15 protein-coding genes are annotated in these 18738 nt (G+C 42.2%); 5 read left to right on the forward strand and 10 right to left on the reverse strand.

The genetic code is table 11. From position 1 onward, the window contains the following. The first annotated feature begins 17 nt into the window (after positions 1-17). Both ACFQ1M_RS14470 and ACFQ1M_RS14475 read left to right on the forward strand, forming a co-directional pair. Positions 18-866, forward strand: coding sequence for a hypothetical protein (locus tag ACFQ1M_RS14470; RefSeq protein WP_386409438.1), 849 nt, complete (start codon positions 18-20; stop codon positions 864-866). Between the two features lie 41 nt (positions 867-907). Continuing rightward, a complete protein-coding gene (locus ACFQ1M_RS14475) occupies positions 908-2452 on the forward strand; it encodes a glycine--tRNA ligase (RefSeq protein ID WP_386409440.1) in 1545 nt (514 codons plus the stop codon). A gap of 44 nt (positions 2453-2496) precedes the next feature. Here ACFQ1M_RS14475 and ACFQ1M_RS14480 read toward each other — a convergent pair whose 3' ends face one another. The 8 genes from ACFQ1M_RS14480 to ACFQ1M_RS14515 all read right to left on the reverse strand — a co-directional run bounded on the left by ACFQ1M_RS14480 (position 2497) and on the right by ACFQ1M_RS14515 (position 11674). After that, positions 2497-3006: a DUF3575 domain-containing protein gene (locus ACFQ1M_RS14480; protein WP_386409442.1), complete on the reverse strand. Its 510-nt coding sequence runs from the start codon at positions 3004-3006 to the stop codon at positions 2497-2499. 221 nt (positions 3007-3227) lie between these two features. Next, entirely contained in the window at positions 3228-6659 is a 3432-nt protein-coding gene (locus ACFQ1M_RS14485; protein WP_386409444.1) for a hypothetical protein, read from the reverse strand. Between the two features lie 97 nt (positions 6660-6756). Next, entirely contained in the window at positions 6757-7335 is a 579-nt protein-coding gene (locus tag ACFQ1M_RS14490; protein ID WP_386409446.1) for a hypothetical protein, read from the reverse strand. 12 nt (positions 7336-7347) lie between these two features. Then, positions 7348-7584 (reverse strand): putative signal transducing protein, encoded by a 237-nt coding sequence (locus ACFQ1M_RS14495; protein ID WP_386409448.1) that lies wholly within the window; start codon positions 7582-7584, stop codon positions 7348-7350. 113 nt (positions 7585-7697) lie between these two features. Beyond that, the gene (locus tag ACFQ1M_RS14500) at positions 7698-8183 is read right to left on the reverse strand and encodes a c-type cytochrome (protein ID WP_386409450.1); all 486 of its coding nucleotides are present in this window, start codon (positions 8181-8183) and stop codon (positions 7698-7700) included. A gap of 89 nt (positions 8184-8272) precedes the next feature. Beyond that, positions 8273-9250 carry a YheT family hydrolase gene (locus ACFQ1M_RS14505; RefSeq protein ID WP_386409452.1) on the reverse strand — a complete coding sequence of 326 codons (978 nt, stop codon included), beginning with the start codon at positions 9248-9250 and terminating at the stop codon, positions 8273-8275. Then, on the reverse strand, positions 9250-10251 hold the full coding sequence (locus tag ACFQ1M_RS14510; protein WP_386409454.1) for a bestrophin family protein: 1002 nt from the start codon (positions 10249-10251) through the stop codon (positions 9250-9252). Before ACFQ1M_RS14510 ends, ACFQ1M_RS14505 begins: the two co-directional genes overlap by 1 nt. A gap of 64 nt (positions 10252-10315) precedes the next feature. After that, complete coding sequence (locus tag ACFQ1M_RS14515; RefSeq protein WP_386409456.1) at positions 10316-11674, reverse strand: MFS transporter; 1359 nt, start codon at positions 11672-11674, stop codon at positions 10316-10318. A 160-nt stretch (positions 11675-11834) separates the two neighbouring features. Between ACFQ1M_RS14515 and ACFQ1M_RS14520 the strand changes: the two genes are divergently transcribed. Then, positions 11835-12062, forward strand: coding sequence for a hypothetical protein (locus tag ACFQ1M_RS14520; RefSeq protein WP_386409458.1), 228 nt, complete (start codon positions 11835-11837; stop codon positions 12060-12062). Positions 12063-12451: 389 nt separating this feature from the next. Here the strand turns inward: ACFQ1M_RS14520 and ACFQ1M_RS14525 are convergent, their stop codons facing one another. After that, entirely contained in the window at positions 12452-15901 is a 3450-nt protein-coding gene (locus ACFQ1M_RS14525; RefSeq protein ID WP_386409460.1) for a methylmalonyl-CoA mutase family protein, read from the reverse strand. 276 nt (positions 15902-16177) lie between these two features. Between ACFQ1M_RS14525 and purU the strand changes: the two genes are divergently transcribed. Next, positions 16178-17032: a formyltetrahydrofolate deformylase gene (gene purU, locus ACFQ1M_RS14530; RefSeq protein WP_386409462.1), complete on the forward strand. Its 855-nt coding sequence runs from the start codon at positions 16178-16180 to the stop codon at positions 17030-17032. On the opposite strand, the gene ACFQ1M_RS14535 is transcribed toward purU, so the two are convergent. Further along, positions 17029-17979, reverse strand: coding sequence for an MBL fold metallo-hydrolase (locus tag ACFQ1M_RS14535; RefSeq protein ID WP_386409464.1), 951 nt, complete (start codon positions 17977-17979; stop codon positions 17029-17031). The two genes, purU and ACFQ1M_RS14535, sit on opposite strands and share 4 nt — an antisense overlap. A gap of 45 nt (positions 17980-18024) precedes the next feature. Here ACFQ1M_RS14535 and ACFQ1M_RS14540 point away from each other — a divergent pair, with 45 nt between their 5' ends. Beyond that, a complete protein-coding gene (locus ACFQ1M_RS14540; protein WP_386409465.1) occupies positions 18025-18738 on the forward strand; it encodes a DUF4197 domain-containing protein in 714 nt (237 codons plus the stop codon).

The raw sequence follows: 18738 nt of genomic DNA on the forward strand, positions 1-18738 counted from the left end.
AAATTTACAAGTTTTGAATGAGAACAAACAGCCGAGATAGAAATCAGCGCATATTAATTGGTATTCTTGCCATTTCGGTAATATCATTGGTGGTTGTCTCTTATTTGAATCATAGGGTGAGCAATGACAAAGAGTCTTTTCTAGAAAGCGAGAGGCGAATTTTAGAACAGGACCTGAAAAAAATGGCCGACGCCTATGATAGTTTAAAAATAAATGCTTCTGGATTTTCCGAACAGCTTTCCGAAAATAAGATTCGTATCGATCGCCTGCTGGATTCTGTGAAGACCAGTGAGTCCAACTACTCGCTACTCATAGAATATCGCAGGAAGTTAAGAGGTCTTCGAAATGAAAATAAGCGATTGTTGCAACTAGCCGATTCGTTATCGGTGGTGAACAAAGGACTTACCCGTAAGATCCAAGAACAGAACGAGGTGCTAAATGGTAGGACCAAAATCGTGAAAGAGGAACCTAAGGCAGCCGATATCTCCGTTGTTATCGATCAATTGCAGGTGAGAACGTTGAGATTGAGAGACGGAAAATTACTGGCCAATGACATGGCAGATAAGGCAAATAGGCTTCTGATCTCCTTTAATTTGAAGGCCAATGGATTCTCTGACCAAGAACATCTGAACAACTTGTACGTACAGGTGTTAGACCCTAAGAATAAGGTCATAGGCGAGCGGCAGGCCATTGTACGAGGGGATGAACGTCTTTTCTATACAAAAAATTCCGAGATCGTTTGGGATGACCCGTCTAGCGCAAAAGCGATCAATCTTGCCATAAAGGACCTTGAAAAAGGACAATACTTCGTAAATATCTTCCACGACTTTAAACTTATCGGCAGTACTAGGTTTGAGCTTCGCTGATTCTTCTTCTTTAAATTAAAACAAAGCACTATTTTTGCGCCATGGCAAAAAACGAAGATCAATTTAAAAAGGTAATTTCTCACGCAAAGGAGTACGGGTACGTATTTCAATCCAGTGAGATCTATGATGGGCTAAGTGCGGTATATGACTATGCCCAAAATGGTGTAGAGCTAAAGAATAATATCAGAGAATATTGGTGGAAGGCCATGGTGCAGATGCACGATAATATTGTGGGCATCGATGCTGCCATCTTTATGCATCCGACCACTTGGAAAGCTTCTGGCCACGTAGATGCCTTTAATGACCCGCTAATCGACAATAAAGATTCCAAGAAGCGATATCGCGCAGATGTATTGGTAGAAGATTATGTAGGAAAATTAGACGCCAAAATTGAAAAAGAAGTTGCCAAAGCAGCAAAACGCTTTGGTGATGCCTTTGATAAGGAGCAATTTGTAAATACCAACCCTCGAGTTGTGGGATACAAAGAAAAAGGGGAAGCGATCCTGAAACGTCTTGGGCAATCCTTAGAAAAGGAAGACCTGGCCGATGTAAAGGCACTGATCGAGGAACTGGAAATTGCTTGTCCAGAATCAGGAAGTAGAAACTGGACCGATGTGAAGCAATTCAATTTGATGTTTGGTACCAAGTTGGGGGCTTCTGCCGATTCTGCGATGGACCTTTATTTGCGACCAGAGACCGCGCAAGGCATCTTCGTGAATTTCTTGAATGTTCAGAAGACAGGACGGATGAAGATCCCTTTCGGAATAGCCCAAACAGGAAAGGCATTCCGAAACGAGATCGTCGCTCGCCAATTTATCTTCCGCATGCGAGAGTTCGAGCAGATGGAGATGCAATACTTTATTAAACCAGGCACCCAAAAGGAATGGTACGAGACCTGGAAAGAGACCCGCCTAAAGTGGCATTTGTCACTTGGTATGGGCGAGGACAATTACCGTTTTCATGATCATGAAAAGCTGGCGCATTACGCAGATGCCGCTGCCGATATAGAATTTAGATTTCCATTCGGGTTCAAAGAACTCGAAGGCATCCACTCGCGGACAGATTTTGATCTTTCGCAACACGAAGAATACTCGGGAAAGAAACTTCGCTATTTCGATCCAGAGACGAATGAGAGCTATGTGCCATACGTCTTAGAGACCTCTATCGGTCTGGACCGCATGTTCTTAGCGGTGTTCTCTAAATCGTTAAAAGAAGAGACGCTCGAAGACGGTTCAGAACGAACGGTATTGGCATTGCCTGCGGTGCTGGCACCGACCAAGGCAGCCGTGCTTCCATTGATCAAAAGGGACGGATTGCCAGAAGTGGCCAAGAAGCTTGTGGAAGAGCTGAAATGGGATTTCAACGTCGCCTATGACGAGAAGGATGCCGTTGGTAGGAGATATCGCCGTCAAGATGCAGCAGGAACACCCTTTTGTATCACTGTGGACCACCAGACCTTAGAGGATGAGACCGTCACTATCCGTCATCGCGATACGATGGAACAACAACGCGTAAAGATCTCTGAAGTTAGAGAGATCATCAAGAAGGAAGTGGATATGCGCACCTGGTTGATGAAGATGAAATAAAGACTCAAACCTCGCAGGTTTTAAAACCTGCGAGGTCTTTGTTTTTAGAATCGGTAGCCAATACCGATCACAGCTCTGGCTATTTCCTTATTATCGCCAGTGTCAAAAAGGTTTTTGCCAAGACCGATTCCAGCTTCAATGGTCCATTTGTCATCGATCAGCACTTTGTAGCCCAACCCCACACCAAAACCCAAATTATAAGCTGTGGTAGTAGTAGGAGAACGAAAATTCTGAAAGCCGTATTCTGTTCCTTGGGCGAATCCTTCAATATAAAAACCGCTTCCTGGCTTTTTACTAAAAAAGTATCGCCGATAATATGCAGAGAGCGACCAATTGAATTCATCGTCCTTCCTAAAAGAAAAGTTCCCTCTAACGCCTAAGCCTGATTTTTCGGCTAAAAGATATTCATAATCGACATTTACAGCCCCAAAAGGTGCGTAGAGTGTATTCAATCTTAGTTCGTGTCGTTTGAAAAGATCAGAGGAATTTTCTGTCTGTTGAGCAAAAGCTGAAAATGACAAAACGAATGCGAGAATTGTAAAATAGTGTTTCATTTAATTGAGATGTTTTTGATTAGTAATAATTAAAACTAACCACAACAAGAGACTCAGAATCTCAATGAAAAGATAAACTTTGAAGTAAAATTCTTAAGTATTTAACAGAAAAAACGTATTTATCTGCGTTTTTGTGACGACCTTAAGAAATCAGATTTTTCTTATAATTATTTTAACATCAAATGTATAGACCTCACAGGTCTTCAAAACCTGTGAGGTCTTTAGAAATACGCCTTCAACTGCACTGTCCCGGTATGGATCATCTTCGAGGTCTCGGATTTTCGTCCTTGATAGTTAAGATTTAGATCTAAAAACTTGGTCAATTGTTTTTGTGCCAATAAGCTCCATGTAAAGTTGGTTCCTGCTTGCAATCCTTCTAGCATCTGATAGCCCACAGGCGAAAAGGCATTCCCTTCAAACTGATTGTCGAAATAGTTGAATTCTCCGATAATAGAGATCTTTTGTGCATTGGCATAGCTAAAAGAAGTACCCACACGTTGCTGTTTCAAACTTTCAAGATTTCCGATTTGATTTTTACGGTCGGTAAACTCATAGAATACATCAAATCGAGCATTCTTATTAAAGAGATAGGAGATCTTCGGATTGATACTATAAGTATCGATCTCAAAATTCCGAGTTGGAAAATTCTCCGCGATGCTTTCATTTACATTGGTCTCTGTTTCCAAATTTGTAAGCCAATAGTCATTTAACTTATGGGTAAATCTCATCTGATGCGAGCGCAAGTTGTTCTCTTGTGCTCCCGTTGAAAGCTGATTTTTGGCTCGGGTGCTTAAAAAGGTATATTGGGTGGTGTAATGTTGCTTACCTCGGTTAAAGAAGATGGCGTTTCTAACACTCTGAGTCAAGCCTAAGACATTGCCACTGGAGGAGAAGGGGTTGAGGTTGAAATCATTTCCCTCGCGGTCTACCTTTCGGTCGATGAGATAGGAGGTTTGATTGTAGAAATGCGAGATAATTTTTTTGAATCCTTTATCGCCACTCCACCTTGCTGGACTCCATGTGATATTTGTGCTGAACTTATTTTCGAAAGTACGTACAAAGACTTGGTTGGGCAGTAACACCCGAATGTATTCGGCCTGATCTTGGAATTGTGCCAGCTCAAATTCATTGAGTTCTTGGATGCCATTGTTGTTATAATCAATCCATACATAAGCACCTTGTCCGGGCTCTACCTGAACAAAGGTAAACTCTTGTCGAGGCAGGCTTCCGGCATTGGTCTCGTAGGCCATGTTAAATTTCATCAACTGCTTAAAGAGGATCTGATTGTACAAGATCCTCGAATTCAAGGACCGTTCATCTTCAATGTTCTCAGCTTCATAATCAAAGTCGCGATAACTTGCGAATAATGAAAGTTGCGAATTTTCATTGTTGAGCAATCTACTGTTCAGATAATAGGTGTTGGAAGTATTAAAACGTTGAAGCCTATTATTTTGTATACTATCATTTTGACGGTATTTGTAGCCCACCTCGACAAATACCTTTGTACTATCGCCAACACCAGTAAATACCAGGTATTCGCTAAAACGCTGACTCAAAGGGGTCAAAGAATCATTGACGATGGCTCGTTGCTGGTTGTCTTCGATATTGAATTCAGCACCAACCCATTTTTTCTTGATCTTAAGTACGGCTCTATTCCTAGAGCGTAAAAAGTTAGAGGTGGTCTCGGTTGTTTCGTTGTTTAAGAGGCTGGTATTTGTTCGTAATCGTAAGCTATCCAGAGCAAGATTTGCTGTGACCACATGCCTATTCCCTGTCACATTGTCCTTGAAGTCCAAATATTCGAACGTATAGGCGGCGTTTCCTTTTTTAGGATGAAGCAAATGCAGCCCGGTCTTCAGCAATTGTTGATCTCCAAGGGTCCCATTGATATTCTGTTTTAGAAAATTGGCCGCGTTAGACAAGTTCCAATCCCGGTTGAATTCGATGGAATATAAGCCTTCGATATTTCTAAATTCTCGCTGTACAAAGTCGATATCGGCAAAACCATCGATCTTCCATTTCTTGTCGGAGAGGCGCTGTCTGACATTTAATTTGGCAGCAAGCCCTTGATTGTCATCATCGTCGATAGTCGAAAATAAGTTGAGGTCATTGTTGCTCAATGCCAATTCAAAGTTCATGTTGGTCTTTTCTGAAGGCATATAGGAACCATTGACGACCGCCATCTGTAATTTGGTCGGTGCTGCCAATTGAATGATCGGTTCATAGTTTCCCTGCGGCACGCCAAGAATAGGGGCAACGTATTCAAAGATATTGCCAACGGCGACATCATTGGCAATAATGTAATTTCCAAGATTGGGACCTACAAGACTAAAGCGTACATTAAAAAGTTCGTCGTTAGGGTTGTTGGAAAAAACGAACACCTCTTCCCCACCGACCATTTCTTTACGGTATTGGATACGATTCTCATCAAAAGCTGCTTCTACCGCCGAAGGTGCTTGCATCAAGGTGCGGTCGTCACCGGCGTCACTTAAAATTTGCACCTGTTCTGTCGATAGATTCTGTTGTATTGGTTGGTTCTTGGCATCATTTTCTGAATAGACATACCCGGCGATCTTAAAGTTTTCATTTGTATGTTGTGTACCACCGTAGGCGATAAAGCGCGTATAATTGTTGTCGGTGAATTGATATTCGACAGTAATGCGCATATCTGAAGTGATGGGATAGGTGGCGTTAAAACGAAGCTCTCCGGCATTGTAATCGATCACGTAGTCGTTGTTCTCTCCGCGTTCCAACAGAATCCCGTTGACATATACGCGCTCGCTACCCGAAATGATAAGTATGAACAATTCGTTGTTAGGACCTAATAGTTTATAAGGGCCTTGGTTGCCTTCCTGTCCTTGAAACTGACTTTGAGTATAGCGTCCCCGCACCAATGCTCCGGAGCCATAAAGCTCTGTCCTTGAATTCTCATGATTCAAATTGGCGGTGATGGCAATACCTTGAACCTTTTTGGTAAAGCGCATAAAGTACGAATCGCTATTCTCCAGGTTGACATCGCCAGCTCTGACCTTCCAGTTTTGACTTTCGAGCTCGATAAATACTTGGTCAAATTCATCCAGTCGTTGCGAATAGCCACTTTCTTGCAATGGGATATTCGCATCTTTGATAGACGCTCTTAATGTGATCTTGTCGGAAAGCTTTCCTGCTATTTGGAGGTCCAATTGTGAGTTGAGCACTGCATTTTGGTTGTTACCAATGGTGACCCCTCGCGAAATACTTCCAGAGGTAGCGAGCCCTGCGAAAGGCGAGAACGGACTGCGCTTATCTTGTTGGAGCGAATATAAGTTGGTACTGTTGCCATTGCTGTCGAGAATCAGATTCTCATCCAAGGCAAAGTACTTTTTGGTCAAAAAGGTTGGGTATCGAAGATAATTGATGGTCAGTGAATCCTGTCGCAAGAGTGTAGAGTCCTTCAGCATCAAGATACTTTTGGCAAAATCGACCTCATATTTAATGCTGTCGATCAAGATCTCATTGGATCTGAGTTCGAACCTCGCTGGATTGATACTTACACTGTCTATGACGATCGTATCGCTGACTGCAACATTTTTAGAGCGATCATTGGAAGTGATGTCTTGCGCCCACCCCACAAAGGAAAAAAGAAAGAGAAATATAGGCGCGAGTTGCTTCATGTAGTACTGTAAACTATAACAGCACTAAATTATTTTATTTGTTGGAGATAATAAATTTATTGGGGGAAAACCCGTGGCAATGATCATTCTCGACTTTCTAACCCCATATTTCATTAAGATATACGATCCCAAAAATCCATCCCAAATACAAGGCGGTGTAAGCGAAGGAGTATATTGCTGAGATTCCAATGTCCCCTTTTGTTTTATATGATGTGGCAAACACCAGTTTCAATGCTCTAAAGAAGACCCAATACAACATCGTTAAAATGACAAATATCGAAAGCCAGAATACGGTCTCTAACACTATCAGAAGTACGAATATCAATACCGTCATAGCTATCCACAGCAACACAGACATGATAAACCCACCGATTCCGTCACCGACCTCTACATTCGGTATATTAGGAATATCGGTAGATTGGGCAAGGATATCGCTGGTTTGAAATTTTTTGAATGTTGGAAAATCATCTGTTAGTCCAACGCCCCTGTATAGCCCATAGGTCATAAACAGAAAAAGGGCCATACCGATGATCGACAGTGAAAGATATAGGTTCGATGTGACCGTCCGGTTATAATTTTCACCTGTTAGATAAACTGTGAGGATCGTAATCCCAATCACCAGCAATGAAACGGTGAAGATGGACTTCCCCTTGAGATACGTTTGGCTGTCTTTCAATGAAGTTTTGACCTACTTTTGATTCTTTATAAAGTTGTCCACGATTGGGCGTACTTTCTCCAATTCTGATTCATGGACCTTTAAACGAATTGTGTTAATGGTACCTCCTGCAAACCCAGCAGAAATTCCCGATTGAAATTCATTCTGAACAACGGCGGTAACGCCAACTTCTTCCAACAATCCCTTTAACATGATCACGCGTACTTCAGATCCCGAATAAATATCTATAAATTCTGTGCTGTCACTCATAATGATTAGGTTTTGATTATACAGCGGCTTCTTTCATCTAGCATCCACCATCTCTTATCTAAGATACTAAAATTAGCGGGATTTACAGCGTGATACTATTATTGGATGTCTAACTACAATTCTCTAAAATATTCTGCCAACGCCCTTGCTTCTTCCTCTGTAAGCTGCTGGTTGATCATCTTTACGCCATTGTACTCTTTTAAGAGTGCGACCGCAATGGGATCTTTTTCCAGCATTTCGTCTGGATTGAGCATAATGTTCATCACCCAAGTAGGATTCCGGCGTTCGTAGATATCTTTCATCGGCGGTCCGATGAACCGCTCGGCTGCCTTATGGCAGGCGATACATTTCACTTTGAAGATGCCTTCTCCTTTAGTGGCCAAGTCCTTGTCGATCTGCTCTTCAAATGAAAAGTCTTTGATCGGCCCAATACCTTGGTTATCCATATCGACGGGTGTGGTGCTTGTTACCTTCGGAGGTACCTTCTTGGTTTCTTTCTTGCTCTGATATTCAAACTTTCCCTTTTTCTCCTCCTTTCCGCCGCAGGCGATAAAGGTGACTACAATGATAGAAGTGAGTATGGTCTTTAGCGTTCTCATCTGATTTTGGTTTTGGAACTTTAAATATACTAATAAAGCTTCTGGCAGGATAATTTTAATAAGGCCTGAACAAATCGAAACCGTTTTTGTTAATTATTTTTTGAGGCATCGAGTCCCTTTACGAAATCTAAGGCGCGTTTCTCATTATAATAGACATTATCCTTGTCGTAGAATCCAACATGTCCGCCATATTTCGGTATTTCCAAATAAAGACTGGAGCTCTCTTCAGCTTCTTCAATGGGAAAACATTCTTCAGATAGAAAAGAATCATTCTTGGCATTGATGATCAAAGTAGGGATATCGATGTTCCTTATATATTGAAGGCAACTGGCCTTTTCGTAATAGTCCAATGCATCTTTGTAACCATGGGCTTTGGCAGTATAAAGATCGTCAAAGTCCTTTAGGGTTCTGATCTTATCGAAGTCGGCATCGGAAACCTTGTCGGGAAATTGTGCTTGTTTCCAGCGTAACTTTTCCAGCAAATGCCTTTTGAAACGTCGCGAATAAAGGAAGTTCTTTTGCTTGTGAATTTCAAGCATCGAACCATAGAGATAGCATGGAACCGAGACGGCAATGGCAGCTTTGATCTCCTTTGGAATATTCTGTCGCTCTCCCAAATACTTGAGAGTAAGATTTCCACCAAGGCTAAATCCCTTGATAACGATTTCAGTATAACTTTTAGTGGCAAGCACATATTCGATAACGGCGGCAAGGTCTTCGGTAGCCCCAGAATGGTATGAACGATATAAAGCATTGGGTTCGCCGCTACAACTACGATGATTTACAGCAAGTGCATCATATCCATTCCTATTGAATATCTTTGCCGTACCCAATACATAAGGGCGTTGTGCATTTCCTTCTAGACCATGGAGAACGACGATGAGTTTCTCCGTTTTATCTTTGGCAAAGCTCCAATCGAGATCCAGAAAGTCCCCATCGGGCAATGTAATACGTTCGCGTTGCTGCGAGATACTATTTACCTTTCTGAAGACACCTGCGTATATGGTGGCAAAGTGTCCATTTTTGAAAACATGAGGTGGGTTGTAGGTGGATGGGATGATCGGCATTAATACAAAATATTATCCTGTGGCTGAATCTTTGGAGGAAGTTCCTCTTCGTCAAGCATGTCTCTAAGGTCGATCTCGATCGTTCTACATAATGCGGTCATAGGAACATCGTTGACCCTGCCTTCAAAAGGGTCTTCACTATTGCTGCCCACTTTTTCCATCGTGGTAAAGATCCAAGAGACCAATACCGTAAGTGGGATCATCAAAAATATGAACCACGACCTCATATCGCCGTCCATGTTTCGCAACTGTCCTTCAAAAACATTTAGCAGACCAAAAGGAAGTAACAATACAAAGATCCAGGTGAACACGGTGCTAAAGTAAGCGTACTGCCTTGGAAATGGCGTGTTCTTAATGCGCTCGCATTTCCCCTGAAGATTGTATAATTCTTCCAGTACACCATGCATCAATTGCTTGTCAAATTCGGTCATCTTTTTTTCATTTAGCAACTGCTTTAACTGTAAGCCCTGATTCTTCACCAGATTGGTGGCCACATTCTTACGCTTGCTAAGATCTTCATATTCTTTCTTGGAAACAAAGAGCAATACTGCATCGCAGGCAGGATTTTTTTCACCATGCTTTTTAAAAAGTCGCTCAACAGAGGCATTTTCTTTGATCGAGAAAGAGGTCGGTTGCCGTAATTGAATGCGCAACGCATTGATCCAACCAATATGCCTATAGATCAATGTTTTTTTGGTCTCGTGATCTGCATCTACAAGGCATAATACTTGATTGGCCCATGTTCTGGAATAATTGACGATACCGCCCCAGATCTTTCTAGCCTCCCAGAACCTATCATAGCTCTGACTATTTTTAAATCCAATATAGAATGCTACCGCAATACCGATCACCGTTAGAGGTTGAAAGGGAATGTCGATATGTGTCCATCCTAAAAAGTGATACACCGAAAAAATAGCACCCGCCCAAATGATAAAAAATAAAAGGTTCTTCCAAGCATAGCGAAGAATGAGCCCCCAACCGATATTTCGTTTTATATACATAGCGATACTTTAATTGACTTAAAAATAACATCTTGCCCTCTGAATGGCAAATTTCATGCGAAGTTCAAGAGGGAACAGTCGCAGAAACTTTCGCTGAACGTAATCTCATTGGTCGATGTCTTAACCAATGTATGGTCATCAATAGACTTATCACCAAAAAGATACCACTCCCTACAATGAATACCATGGTAGTCATACTCTCAAACAACAATCCCCCCAAAATAAGGCCGATCATACTTGCAAAGCTACCCATGCTATTACCATATCCCTGAATGGCTCCTTGCATACTCCTATCCCCAACTTTGGCCAAAAGTGCCAGAAAACTTGGCCACATCAAACCATTTCCAATAGACAGAAGGGTGATGGCGACATACAGAAGGGTGATATTCTGTTGAGTGAGCAATACGAAGCTACTGGCTAAAAACAAAGAACCGACAAGAATTAAAGATTGATTGCGAACCTTTCCAGAGAGACGTGTCAGCACTGGTCCTTGAATGATGATCATGACAAGGCTTGAATATGCTAAGAAAACACCCAGGTCGGTTGCGGTCCAATCCAAAAGCGTACTGGCGTAGATCGGCAATCCAGCATAGAATAAGCTGAATGCCAAAAAGGTCAAAAAATAAACGGTATACAGCACCGGAATTCCTGGCTGCTTTAACACCGAAAGAAAGCCTTTGTGCGATTCAGGTTGCAGCTGCTCCTCTCCTTGTGTATAACAATCCTTATGCTCCACTTGAAAAAAACGTCTGAAAGATGTCAAATTCACGTTGGAGGTATCCACAACGCAGGGATTGCTTTCTTTGAGTCGAGTGTTGATGACAAAGATGGCGATCAACGATATTAACGCCGCCAACATCAGTGGCAATGATTCCCCCAGTATCGTCGATGCCAAGATTCCGGCGACGGCAGGTCCCAGTACAAAACCTGTGCTTGTCGAAGCGCCCATGAGTCCGAAGTTTTTGTTGCGGTCCTCATCTGTAGAAATATCAGAGAGATACGCATTGGCCACGGAGACATTTCCACCGGTAAAGCCATCAAATATCCTCGCGACAAAGATCATGATCAGTGGCAGTGTCATGACATAACTTCCTGTTAACTCTGTATTTTGGGACCAGAGTTCGGTTTTAGGAAGTATGAAGGCCAAAAGAAACAATAGCCATGCGAGAAAGGTGCCAGCCTGAGAGATGATCAACACCTTTTTTCTTCCAATACGGTCTGAGAGCCTTCCTAAGATTGGAGCACCAATAAATTGGAAGAAGGGGTACATCGCTCCAAGAATACCATAGATAAATCCATTTCCACCGAGGTCGGTAACGATAAAAATTAGGATAGGAATGACAATGCTATAACCAAGGATTCCAATGAAGTTTACCAAAAGGATAGGGAAGATCTTTGACTTAAAGAAGCTGGATATGGACATTGGACAAGATTTACTTAAAGATATGAAAACCAGTTGATTTTGATCTTTTCGTCTGTGAGAGTAATTTCAATTTTGTTGAACAAATTTTAACCAGCATTTAACACTTTTGCTATTTGAAGTTATTTAGACAGATTCTAAATTTACAGAAAAAGATATTGTTATGAATACCGACCTCATTTTAGAAGCCGAAGCTTACGAACAGACAAAACTCCGTTTTGTCACTACAGACGACCGTATCGTTGCTGCACGAAAACTAAAAGAATATGTTTTGGGTATCAACGAGATCTACAAGAAGACGAAAGATTCTAGTTTAATGGATCTGATGAAACGGTTGACAGCCAAGAAAAGAAAAGTAGAAAAACGTCTTAAAGGGAGACCGACAGTTTAGGATTCGACCAGTCGTTTGCAAGAGACACTTTTGCCAAAAAATATTGATTTGGTTGATTTTGCCCGTGCTTTTTCCCGCTATGAATGAGTATCGAGGTAATAAGTGTTAGTTAGTTAGAAAGTACCCTCATGTGTTCGTGAGGGTACTTTTTTTCAAATAGGCTCCTAATTGGACTTAAATATAGAAAGACCCGTCAGGTTTTCAAAACCTGACGGGTCCAATAGAACTGCTATTTATTTAGGAAAACTCGAGATCGTATTTACGTAGGGACAACTGATTCAATTAAATTTCCTAGCCTTACACCGTAATTAGCACGACCCCAAATATCGTTTTACTCTTTTCGGGGTAAGCGATATGCAATATTTGCGTTGCAAAATGATGCGTGCTGCTTACATATTTCTCCTGTACTGGCCACCGACCTCAAATAGTGCTGAGGTGATCTGTCCTAGCGAACACACCTTAGTGGCCTCCATGAGTTCCTCAAAGATGTTCTCGTTGTGGATCGCCGCTTCCTGCACTTTAGAGAGTTGCTCTTTTGCTTCGGCTGTATTGGCCTTATTCAAATTTTCTTTGGTAGCTATCTGAAACTGCTTCTCTTCCTCTGTTGCACGGATCACTTCTGCCGGCAAAACCGTTGGAGATCCTTTTGAGCTTAAAAAGGTATTTACCCCGATGATTGGAAATTCTCCCGTATGCTTCAGAGTTTCGTAATACAAGCTCTCTTCTTGGATCTTACTGCGCTGGTACATGGTTTCCATGGCACCAAGCACACCACCACGCTCTGTGATACGATCAAATTCTTGCAAAACGGCCTCTTCGACCAGATCGGTCAATTCTTCAATAATGAATGCACCTTGTATCGGATTCTCGTTTTTCGCCAGACCAAGCTCTTTGTTGATGATCAATTGGATGGCCATAGCTCTACGAACAGATTCTTCGGTCGGGGTGGTAATGGCCTCGTCGTACGCATTGGTATGAAGCGAATTGCAGTTATCATAAATGGCATATAATGCCTGAAGCGTCGTTCGGATATCATTAAAGTCGATCTCTTGGGCATGCAAACTCCTTCCCGAGGTCTGAATGTGATACTTTAACATTTGCGCTCGCGGATTGGCTCCGTATTTATATTTCATCGCCTTTGCCCAGACCTTTCGAGCCACACGGCCGATGACAGCGTATTCCGGATCGATCCCATTGCTAAAGAAAAATGAGAGGTTTGGGCCAAATTTATTGATGTCCATCCCTCGACTCAAATAGTATTCTACATAGGTAAAACCATTTGCCAATGTGAAGGCCAATTGCGTAATGGGATTAGCTCCGGCCTCAGCGATATGATACCCAGAGATGGATACCGAATAAAAGTTTCGTACCGAATTCTCAATAAAGTACTCTTGCACATCACCCATAAGTCGCAGTGCAAATTCAGTAGAGAAGATACAGGTGTTTTGCGCTTGATCCTCCTTTAGAATATCTGCCTGTACCGTTCCTCTTACCTGAGACAAGGTTGCAGCCTTTATCTTCTGATACACATCTTCTGGAAGCACTTGATCCCCCGTAACACCGAGTAGCATCAAGCCTAAACCATCGTTCCCTTCAGGTAATTCACCATTGTACGATGGTCTTTCAACGCCTTTATCCTTATATATATTTTTGATCTTTCTTTCTACCTCTTCTTCAAGGCCGTTCTCTTTTATGTATAATTCGCACTGCTGATCGATGGCCGCATTCATAAAGAAACCAAGCAGCATCGGAGCAGGACCATTGATGGTCATACTCACCGAGGTCATAGCATCGGCTAAATTAAAGCCCGAATATAGTTTCTTTGCATCGTCCAAACAGCAGATGGAAACTCCTGCATTCCCGATCTTCCCATAGATATCGGGCCGATGCCCAGGGTCATTTCCATAGAGGGTTACACTATCAAATGCGGTTGACAATCGTTTGGCTGGCATTCCCAAACTCACGTAATGAAAACGGCGGTTGGTACGCTCAGGGCCGCCTTCACCCGCAAACATTCTGGTAGGGTCTTCTCCTGTTCTCTTAAATGGATACAAGCCTGCGGTATATGGGAATTCTCCCGGTACGTTCTCCTGTAAACTCCAACGTAACAGATCACCCCAGGCCTCATATTTTGGAAGGGCCACCTTTGGAATATCGCTATGTGACAGTGACTTGGTATGGGTCTCTATCTTTATTTCCTTGTCTCGGACCTTAAATGAATAGATAGGGTCTTTATATCGCTGTACTTTTTCAGACCAATTTAATATGATCTCCCAATTATAAGGATCAAGATTCATTTTCACCTTGTTGAATTCAGCGATCAGTAGACCGATAAATTCAATATCACTTTCCTCTACTTGTCGTTGGATCGCTTCTTCATTCAACCCAGATTTCATCAAAAATGTAGCTTCGATAGCCCCTTGGTGCACTTTAGCCACCGATAGAATGGTCTGAAAGATGCCATAGAGCTTTTGTGCTACGTTTACCTGGGTACTCGCCGTCTTGTCATAGGCACGGTTATTCTCTGAGATCTCCGAAAGATAACGGGTACGAGCGGGAGGGATCACAAAGACCTTCTCGGACATTTCCTTGGAGATTTCAAAGGTCGATCTAAGGTCTGCCTCGGTCTTCTCTACGATCTTATCCATGATCGCTTTGTAGAGCGTATTCATCCCAGGGTCATTGAATTGTGAAGCGATAGTGCCAAACACCGGCAGTTCTTCTTGAGGGGTATCCCAAAGATTGTGATTGCGCATATATTGTTTCTTCACATCCCGCAAGGCATCCAAGGCACCTCGCTTGTCAAATTTATTGATGGCAACGAGGTCTGCAAAATCGAGCATATCAATTTTCTCCAGTTGTGTGGCAGCGCCAAATTCTGGCGTCATCACATAGAGTGATACATCGCTATGCTCTAGGATTTCGGTATCCGATTGTCCGATTCCAGAAGTTTCTAAAATGATGAGGTCATATTCAGCAGCTTTTAGGACTTCAATCGCCTCATTCACATATTTTGAAAGGGCCAAATTGCTTTGGCGTGTGGCCAAGCTTCGCATGTAAACGCGCGGATTGTTGATGGCGTTCATTCGGATCCGGTCTCCCAACAAGGCGCCACCCGTTTTTCGCTTGGAAGGATCTACAGAAATAAGACCGATGGTCTTTTCTGGGAAATCGATCAAAAAACGTCGTACAAGTTCATCGACCAAGGAGGATTTTCCAGCGCCGCCCGTTCCGGTGATACCGAGTACGGGAATTTGACTGGTTTCATTTTTGGCATGAATGGTCGCCAATGCATCTTTTGCAACCTCGGGAAAGTTTTCTGCAGAAGAGATGACCCTGGCGATGGCCTTAGGATCTTTCTCTGCTAAATGCTCAACCTCACTATTCATTTGGTCACCAACGGGAAAATCAGATTTTTCTACGAGATCATTGATCATTCCCTGTAAGCCTAGTTCTCTACCGTCATCTGGCGAATAGATCCGAGTAATACCGTAATCCATCAACTCTTTGATCTCTTCAGGAAGGATCACCCCGCCGCCGCCGCCAAAGATCTTGATATGATCCGCGCCTTTTTCTTTCAAAAGGTCGTGCATATACTTGAAATATTCATTATGGCCTCCTTGATAAGAGGTCAACGCAATAGCATTGGCATCTTCTTGGATGGCGGTATTGACCACCTCTTCCACACTTCGGTCGTGCCCTAAATGAATGACTTCGACTCCGGTGGATTGAATGATACGCCGCATGATATTGATCGCAGCATCATGCCCATCAAATAGGGATGCGGCCGTCACAATTCGTACTTTATGTTTAGGGGTATAAGGTGCAATTTGTTTCACACGTTCTAATTTTTATAATTGTAATGAAGAGCTAATTAAAAAATTGAGAATCTGTGCAACCAGATCGTTCTCCAATTTACAAATGGAGACATGCTTTAATAAATGCCTCAATTTCTTAATTGTCGTTTCATCTGTAATAAATCCTCGATTTTGGTGCTGCAATTTACGGAATATTCAAAAAAAAGAGGTTCCTATTTTGGATTATCTAAAATTGAAATGATGTTAAAAAGATTCGGGTTTTCAGAGTACTTTTAAAAGAGAAAAGGGCTAGAAATCATGAACACTATCACCTTGTTGATCAATTGCGACGATCAAAAGGGCATCATCGCCGCAGTGACCAATTTTATCCATCATAGTCGTGGAAATATCGTTTATATCGACCAGCATGTAGATAGAGAGCAGAATATCTTCTTCATGCGGCTTGAAGGGGAGTTCGATGATGATGATTTTCGATTTGAAGCGCTAGCAGCAACATTCGAAAAGAGCATTGCAAAAGACTTTAGGATGCGTTGGAAGATGTATCCTGATGATATGACGCCTAAAATGGCACTGTTTGTCTCTAAATATGACCATTGTCTGTATGATATTTTAGGAAGGTATAACGCTGGAGAATTGAAGGTAGATATCCCTTTTATCATAAGCAATCATAATGATCTCAGATCGATCGCCGAAAGTTTCAATATCCCCTATCACTACATTCCAGTGACCAAAGAGAACAAGGCTGCCGCAGAAGAAAAACAGCTTAAACTTCTAAAGGAATACAAGGTGGATTTCGTCGTGTTAGCTCGCTATATGCAGATCGTCACAGAAAGGTTGATCAAAGAATTTCCCAACAGCATCATTAATATCCATCATTCTTTCTTACCTGCATTTCCAGGCGCTAGGCCGTATCATTCGGCATTTGCAAGAGGGGTGAAGATCATCGGTACCACAAGCCATTACGTTACTGAGGAGTTGGATGCTGGACCTATTATTGAGCAAGATGTAGTGCGAGTTTCGCATTCGCATTCGATCAAAGATCTTGTAGCCAAGGGAAGGGATCTAGAGAAGATCGTCTTGTCGAGAGCCATAAAACTACATATTGAGCGAAAGACCATGGTCTATAATAACAAAACGGTCATTTTTTCTTAGTCCAAGGGTAATCGCATCCCCTGAAATGCAAATCGATAGCCGACAGCTTCCAATTCTTGTCTTAATGGATCTTCTGGATTCAAGGCTGGGTTGGAATGATTAAAATGGACAAAAATAATTTTTTGCTTGGTTTCTTTTGAAGTTCCTTTAAAGCGTGCGACGGTCTCTTCTACAAAGGGGTGTGGCACTTCGCTCATGTCTCTGGGAATTTCTCCATTCTTGAAGAAGGTAGCGTCCAGTAGGGCGTAATCGACCTTCTTCACTTCTTCAACGATATCGTTCTTCCATTTCTCCCATTTATCTATGTCGGGAATAAATAATGCAGACTTACTTTTTCCAGTAATCTTAAAGCCAACGGTCTCGGAGAACTCATCCCTATGTGGCACCAAAAATGGCGTGATTCTCAAATGGGCGTTCAGCGCAACGGGTGAATCTTTTTCAAGGTTTTCCAAGGTGATATTTTCAAGACTTATCAGTTGGCTCCAAGGGCCATTGTTTTCAAGAAAGGACCTCATTCTTGGCATGGCGTAGACAGGAATATTATTTGCACCTAGAGATTCTCGACCGAGATACATGAGCCCGGTGTAGTGACCGATATGCGCATGCGTAATAAAGATGCCATCGATGGTTTTCTCATTGCCAGCTGATTCGTTGAGATGTTGCAGTTGATAAGAGATATCTGGGGTGGCCTCAACAAGGAATTTTTGTGTGAAATTTAGATCCACAATGCCGATGCTTGTGACCATTTCACCTACCGAGGTATTCTCAAAAGCTTTCTTACAACAGTCCCTTTTGCACGCTATCTGAGGAAATCCTGCATCCTGCGAAATTCCCAATACCTGAATAAATTGACTGGTGTTTGTATCCGATTTTTCAATTTTATCGGTATTCATTTCCCCACATGCGGTCAATAGAAAAGCGATGCTTAAAAGCACTAGAATCCTCATGATTATTTACTACATTTATAAAGAAAAGATACACAAAAGAATTTTATGATAAAGAAGATCTTGAGCTTGGTTCTAGTAATGTCGCTATTTGGATGTGCGGAACTGCAACAGGTGGTCAATCAATTGCCTCAAGGTGGGCTCTCTAATGCCGACATAGCCGCTGGTCTAAGGCAAGCATTGGATTTTGGAATCGATAAGCAGGTGACGAAATTGACACAGAAGGATGGGTTTTACAGAAATGAATTGGTAAAGATCTTGCTGCCAGAGGAATTACAAAAAGTAGACAAGGCCTTACGAAAAATAGGATTGAGCAGTCTAGCTGATGAAGGTCTGAAAGCGTTGAATCGAGCGGCAGAAGATGCGGTAAAAGAGGCGACTCCCATATTTGTAGATGCGGTGAAAGACATTACTTTTGATGATGCAAAAAATATTTTGCTTGGGGAACAGAATGCCGCAACTGCCTATCTTGAAGATAGAACGTCACAAGCCTTATATGATAAATTTCATCCAGTGATACAGAATTCGTTTTCTAAAGTCGGTGCAGATCAGATATGGAATAACTTGATCAATAGATATAATAGTTTGCCATTGGTGAATCCGGTGAATCCAGACCTTACCGATTATGTTACCGGAGAAGCATTGGATGGTGTCTATACCATGATAGCGGTAGAGGAAAAGCAAATCAGAAGTAAGGTGTCCGCAAGGACTACGGATCTTTTACGTAAAGTGTTTGCGCTTCAGGACGCTCAAAAAAATTAA

Origin of the sequence: Sungkyunkwania multivorans (assembly GCF_042675645.1) — a bacterium.
GTDB classification, from domain to species: domain Bacteria; phylum Bacteroidota; class Bacteroidia; order Flavobacteriales; family Flavobacteriaceae; genus Sungkyunkwania; species Sungkyunkwania multivorans.

What these genes read in the sequence shown, in the direction of transcription:
- ACFQ1M_RS14475 (WP_386409440.1), top strand. Translation starts at nt 908, where the DNA reads ATGGCAAAAAACGAAGATCAATTTAAAAAGGTAATTTCTCACGCAAAG.
- ACFQ1M_RS14470 (WP_386409438.1), top strand. Translation starts at nt 18, where the DNA reads ATGAGAACAAACAGCCGAGATAGAAATCAGCGCATATTAATTGGTATT.
- ACFQ1M_RS14480 (WP_386409442.1), bottom strand. Translation starts at nt 3,006, where the DNA reads ATGAAACACTATTTTACAATTCTCGCATTCGTTTTGTCATTTTCAGCT.
- ACFQ1M_RS14520 (WP_386409458.1), top strand. Translation starts at nt 11,835, where the DNA reads ATGAATACCGACCTCATTTTAGAAGCCGAAGCTTACGAACAGACAAAA.
- ACFQ1M_RS14510 (WP_386409454.1), bottom strand. Translation starts at nt 10,251, where the DNA reads ATGTATATAAAACGAAATATCGGTTGGGGGCTCATTCTTCGCTATGCT.
- ACFQ1M_RS14535 (WP_386409464.1), bottom strand. Translation starts at nt 17,979, where the DNA reads ATGAGGATTCTAGTGCTTTTAAGCATCGCTTTTCTATTGACCGCATGT.
- ACFQ1M_RS14505 (WP_386409452.1), bottom strand. Translation starts at nt 9,250, where the DNA reads ATGCCGATCATCCCATCCACCTACAACCCACCTCATGTTTTCAAAAAT.
- ACFQ1M_RS14485 (WP_386409444.1), bottom strand. Translation starts at nt 6,659, where the DNA reads ATGAAGCAACTCGCGCCTATATTTCTCTTTCTTTTTTCCTTTGTGGGG.
- purU (WP_386409462.1), top strand. Translation starts at nt 16,178, where the DNA reads ATGAACACTATCACCTTGTTGATCAATTGCGACGATCAAAAGGGCATC.
- ACFQ1M_RS14495 (WP_386409448.1), bottom strand. Translation starts at nt 7,584, where the DNA reads ATGAGTGACAGCACAGAATTTATAGATATTTATTCGGGATCTGAAGTA.
- ACFQ1M_RS14540 (WP_386409465.1), top strand. Translation starts at nt 18,025, where the DNA reads ATGATAAAGAAGATCTTGAGCTTGGTTCTAGTAATGTCGCTATTTGGA.
- ACFQ1M_RS14515 (WP_386409456.1), bottom strand. Translation starts at nt 11,674, where the DNA reads ATGTCCATATCCAGCTTCTTTAAGTCAAAGATCTTCCCTATCCTTTTG.
- ACFQ1M_RS14500 (WP_386409450.1), bottom strand. Translation starts at nt 8,183, where the DNA reads ATGAGAACGCTAAAGACCATACTCACTTCTATCATTGTAGTCACCTTT.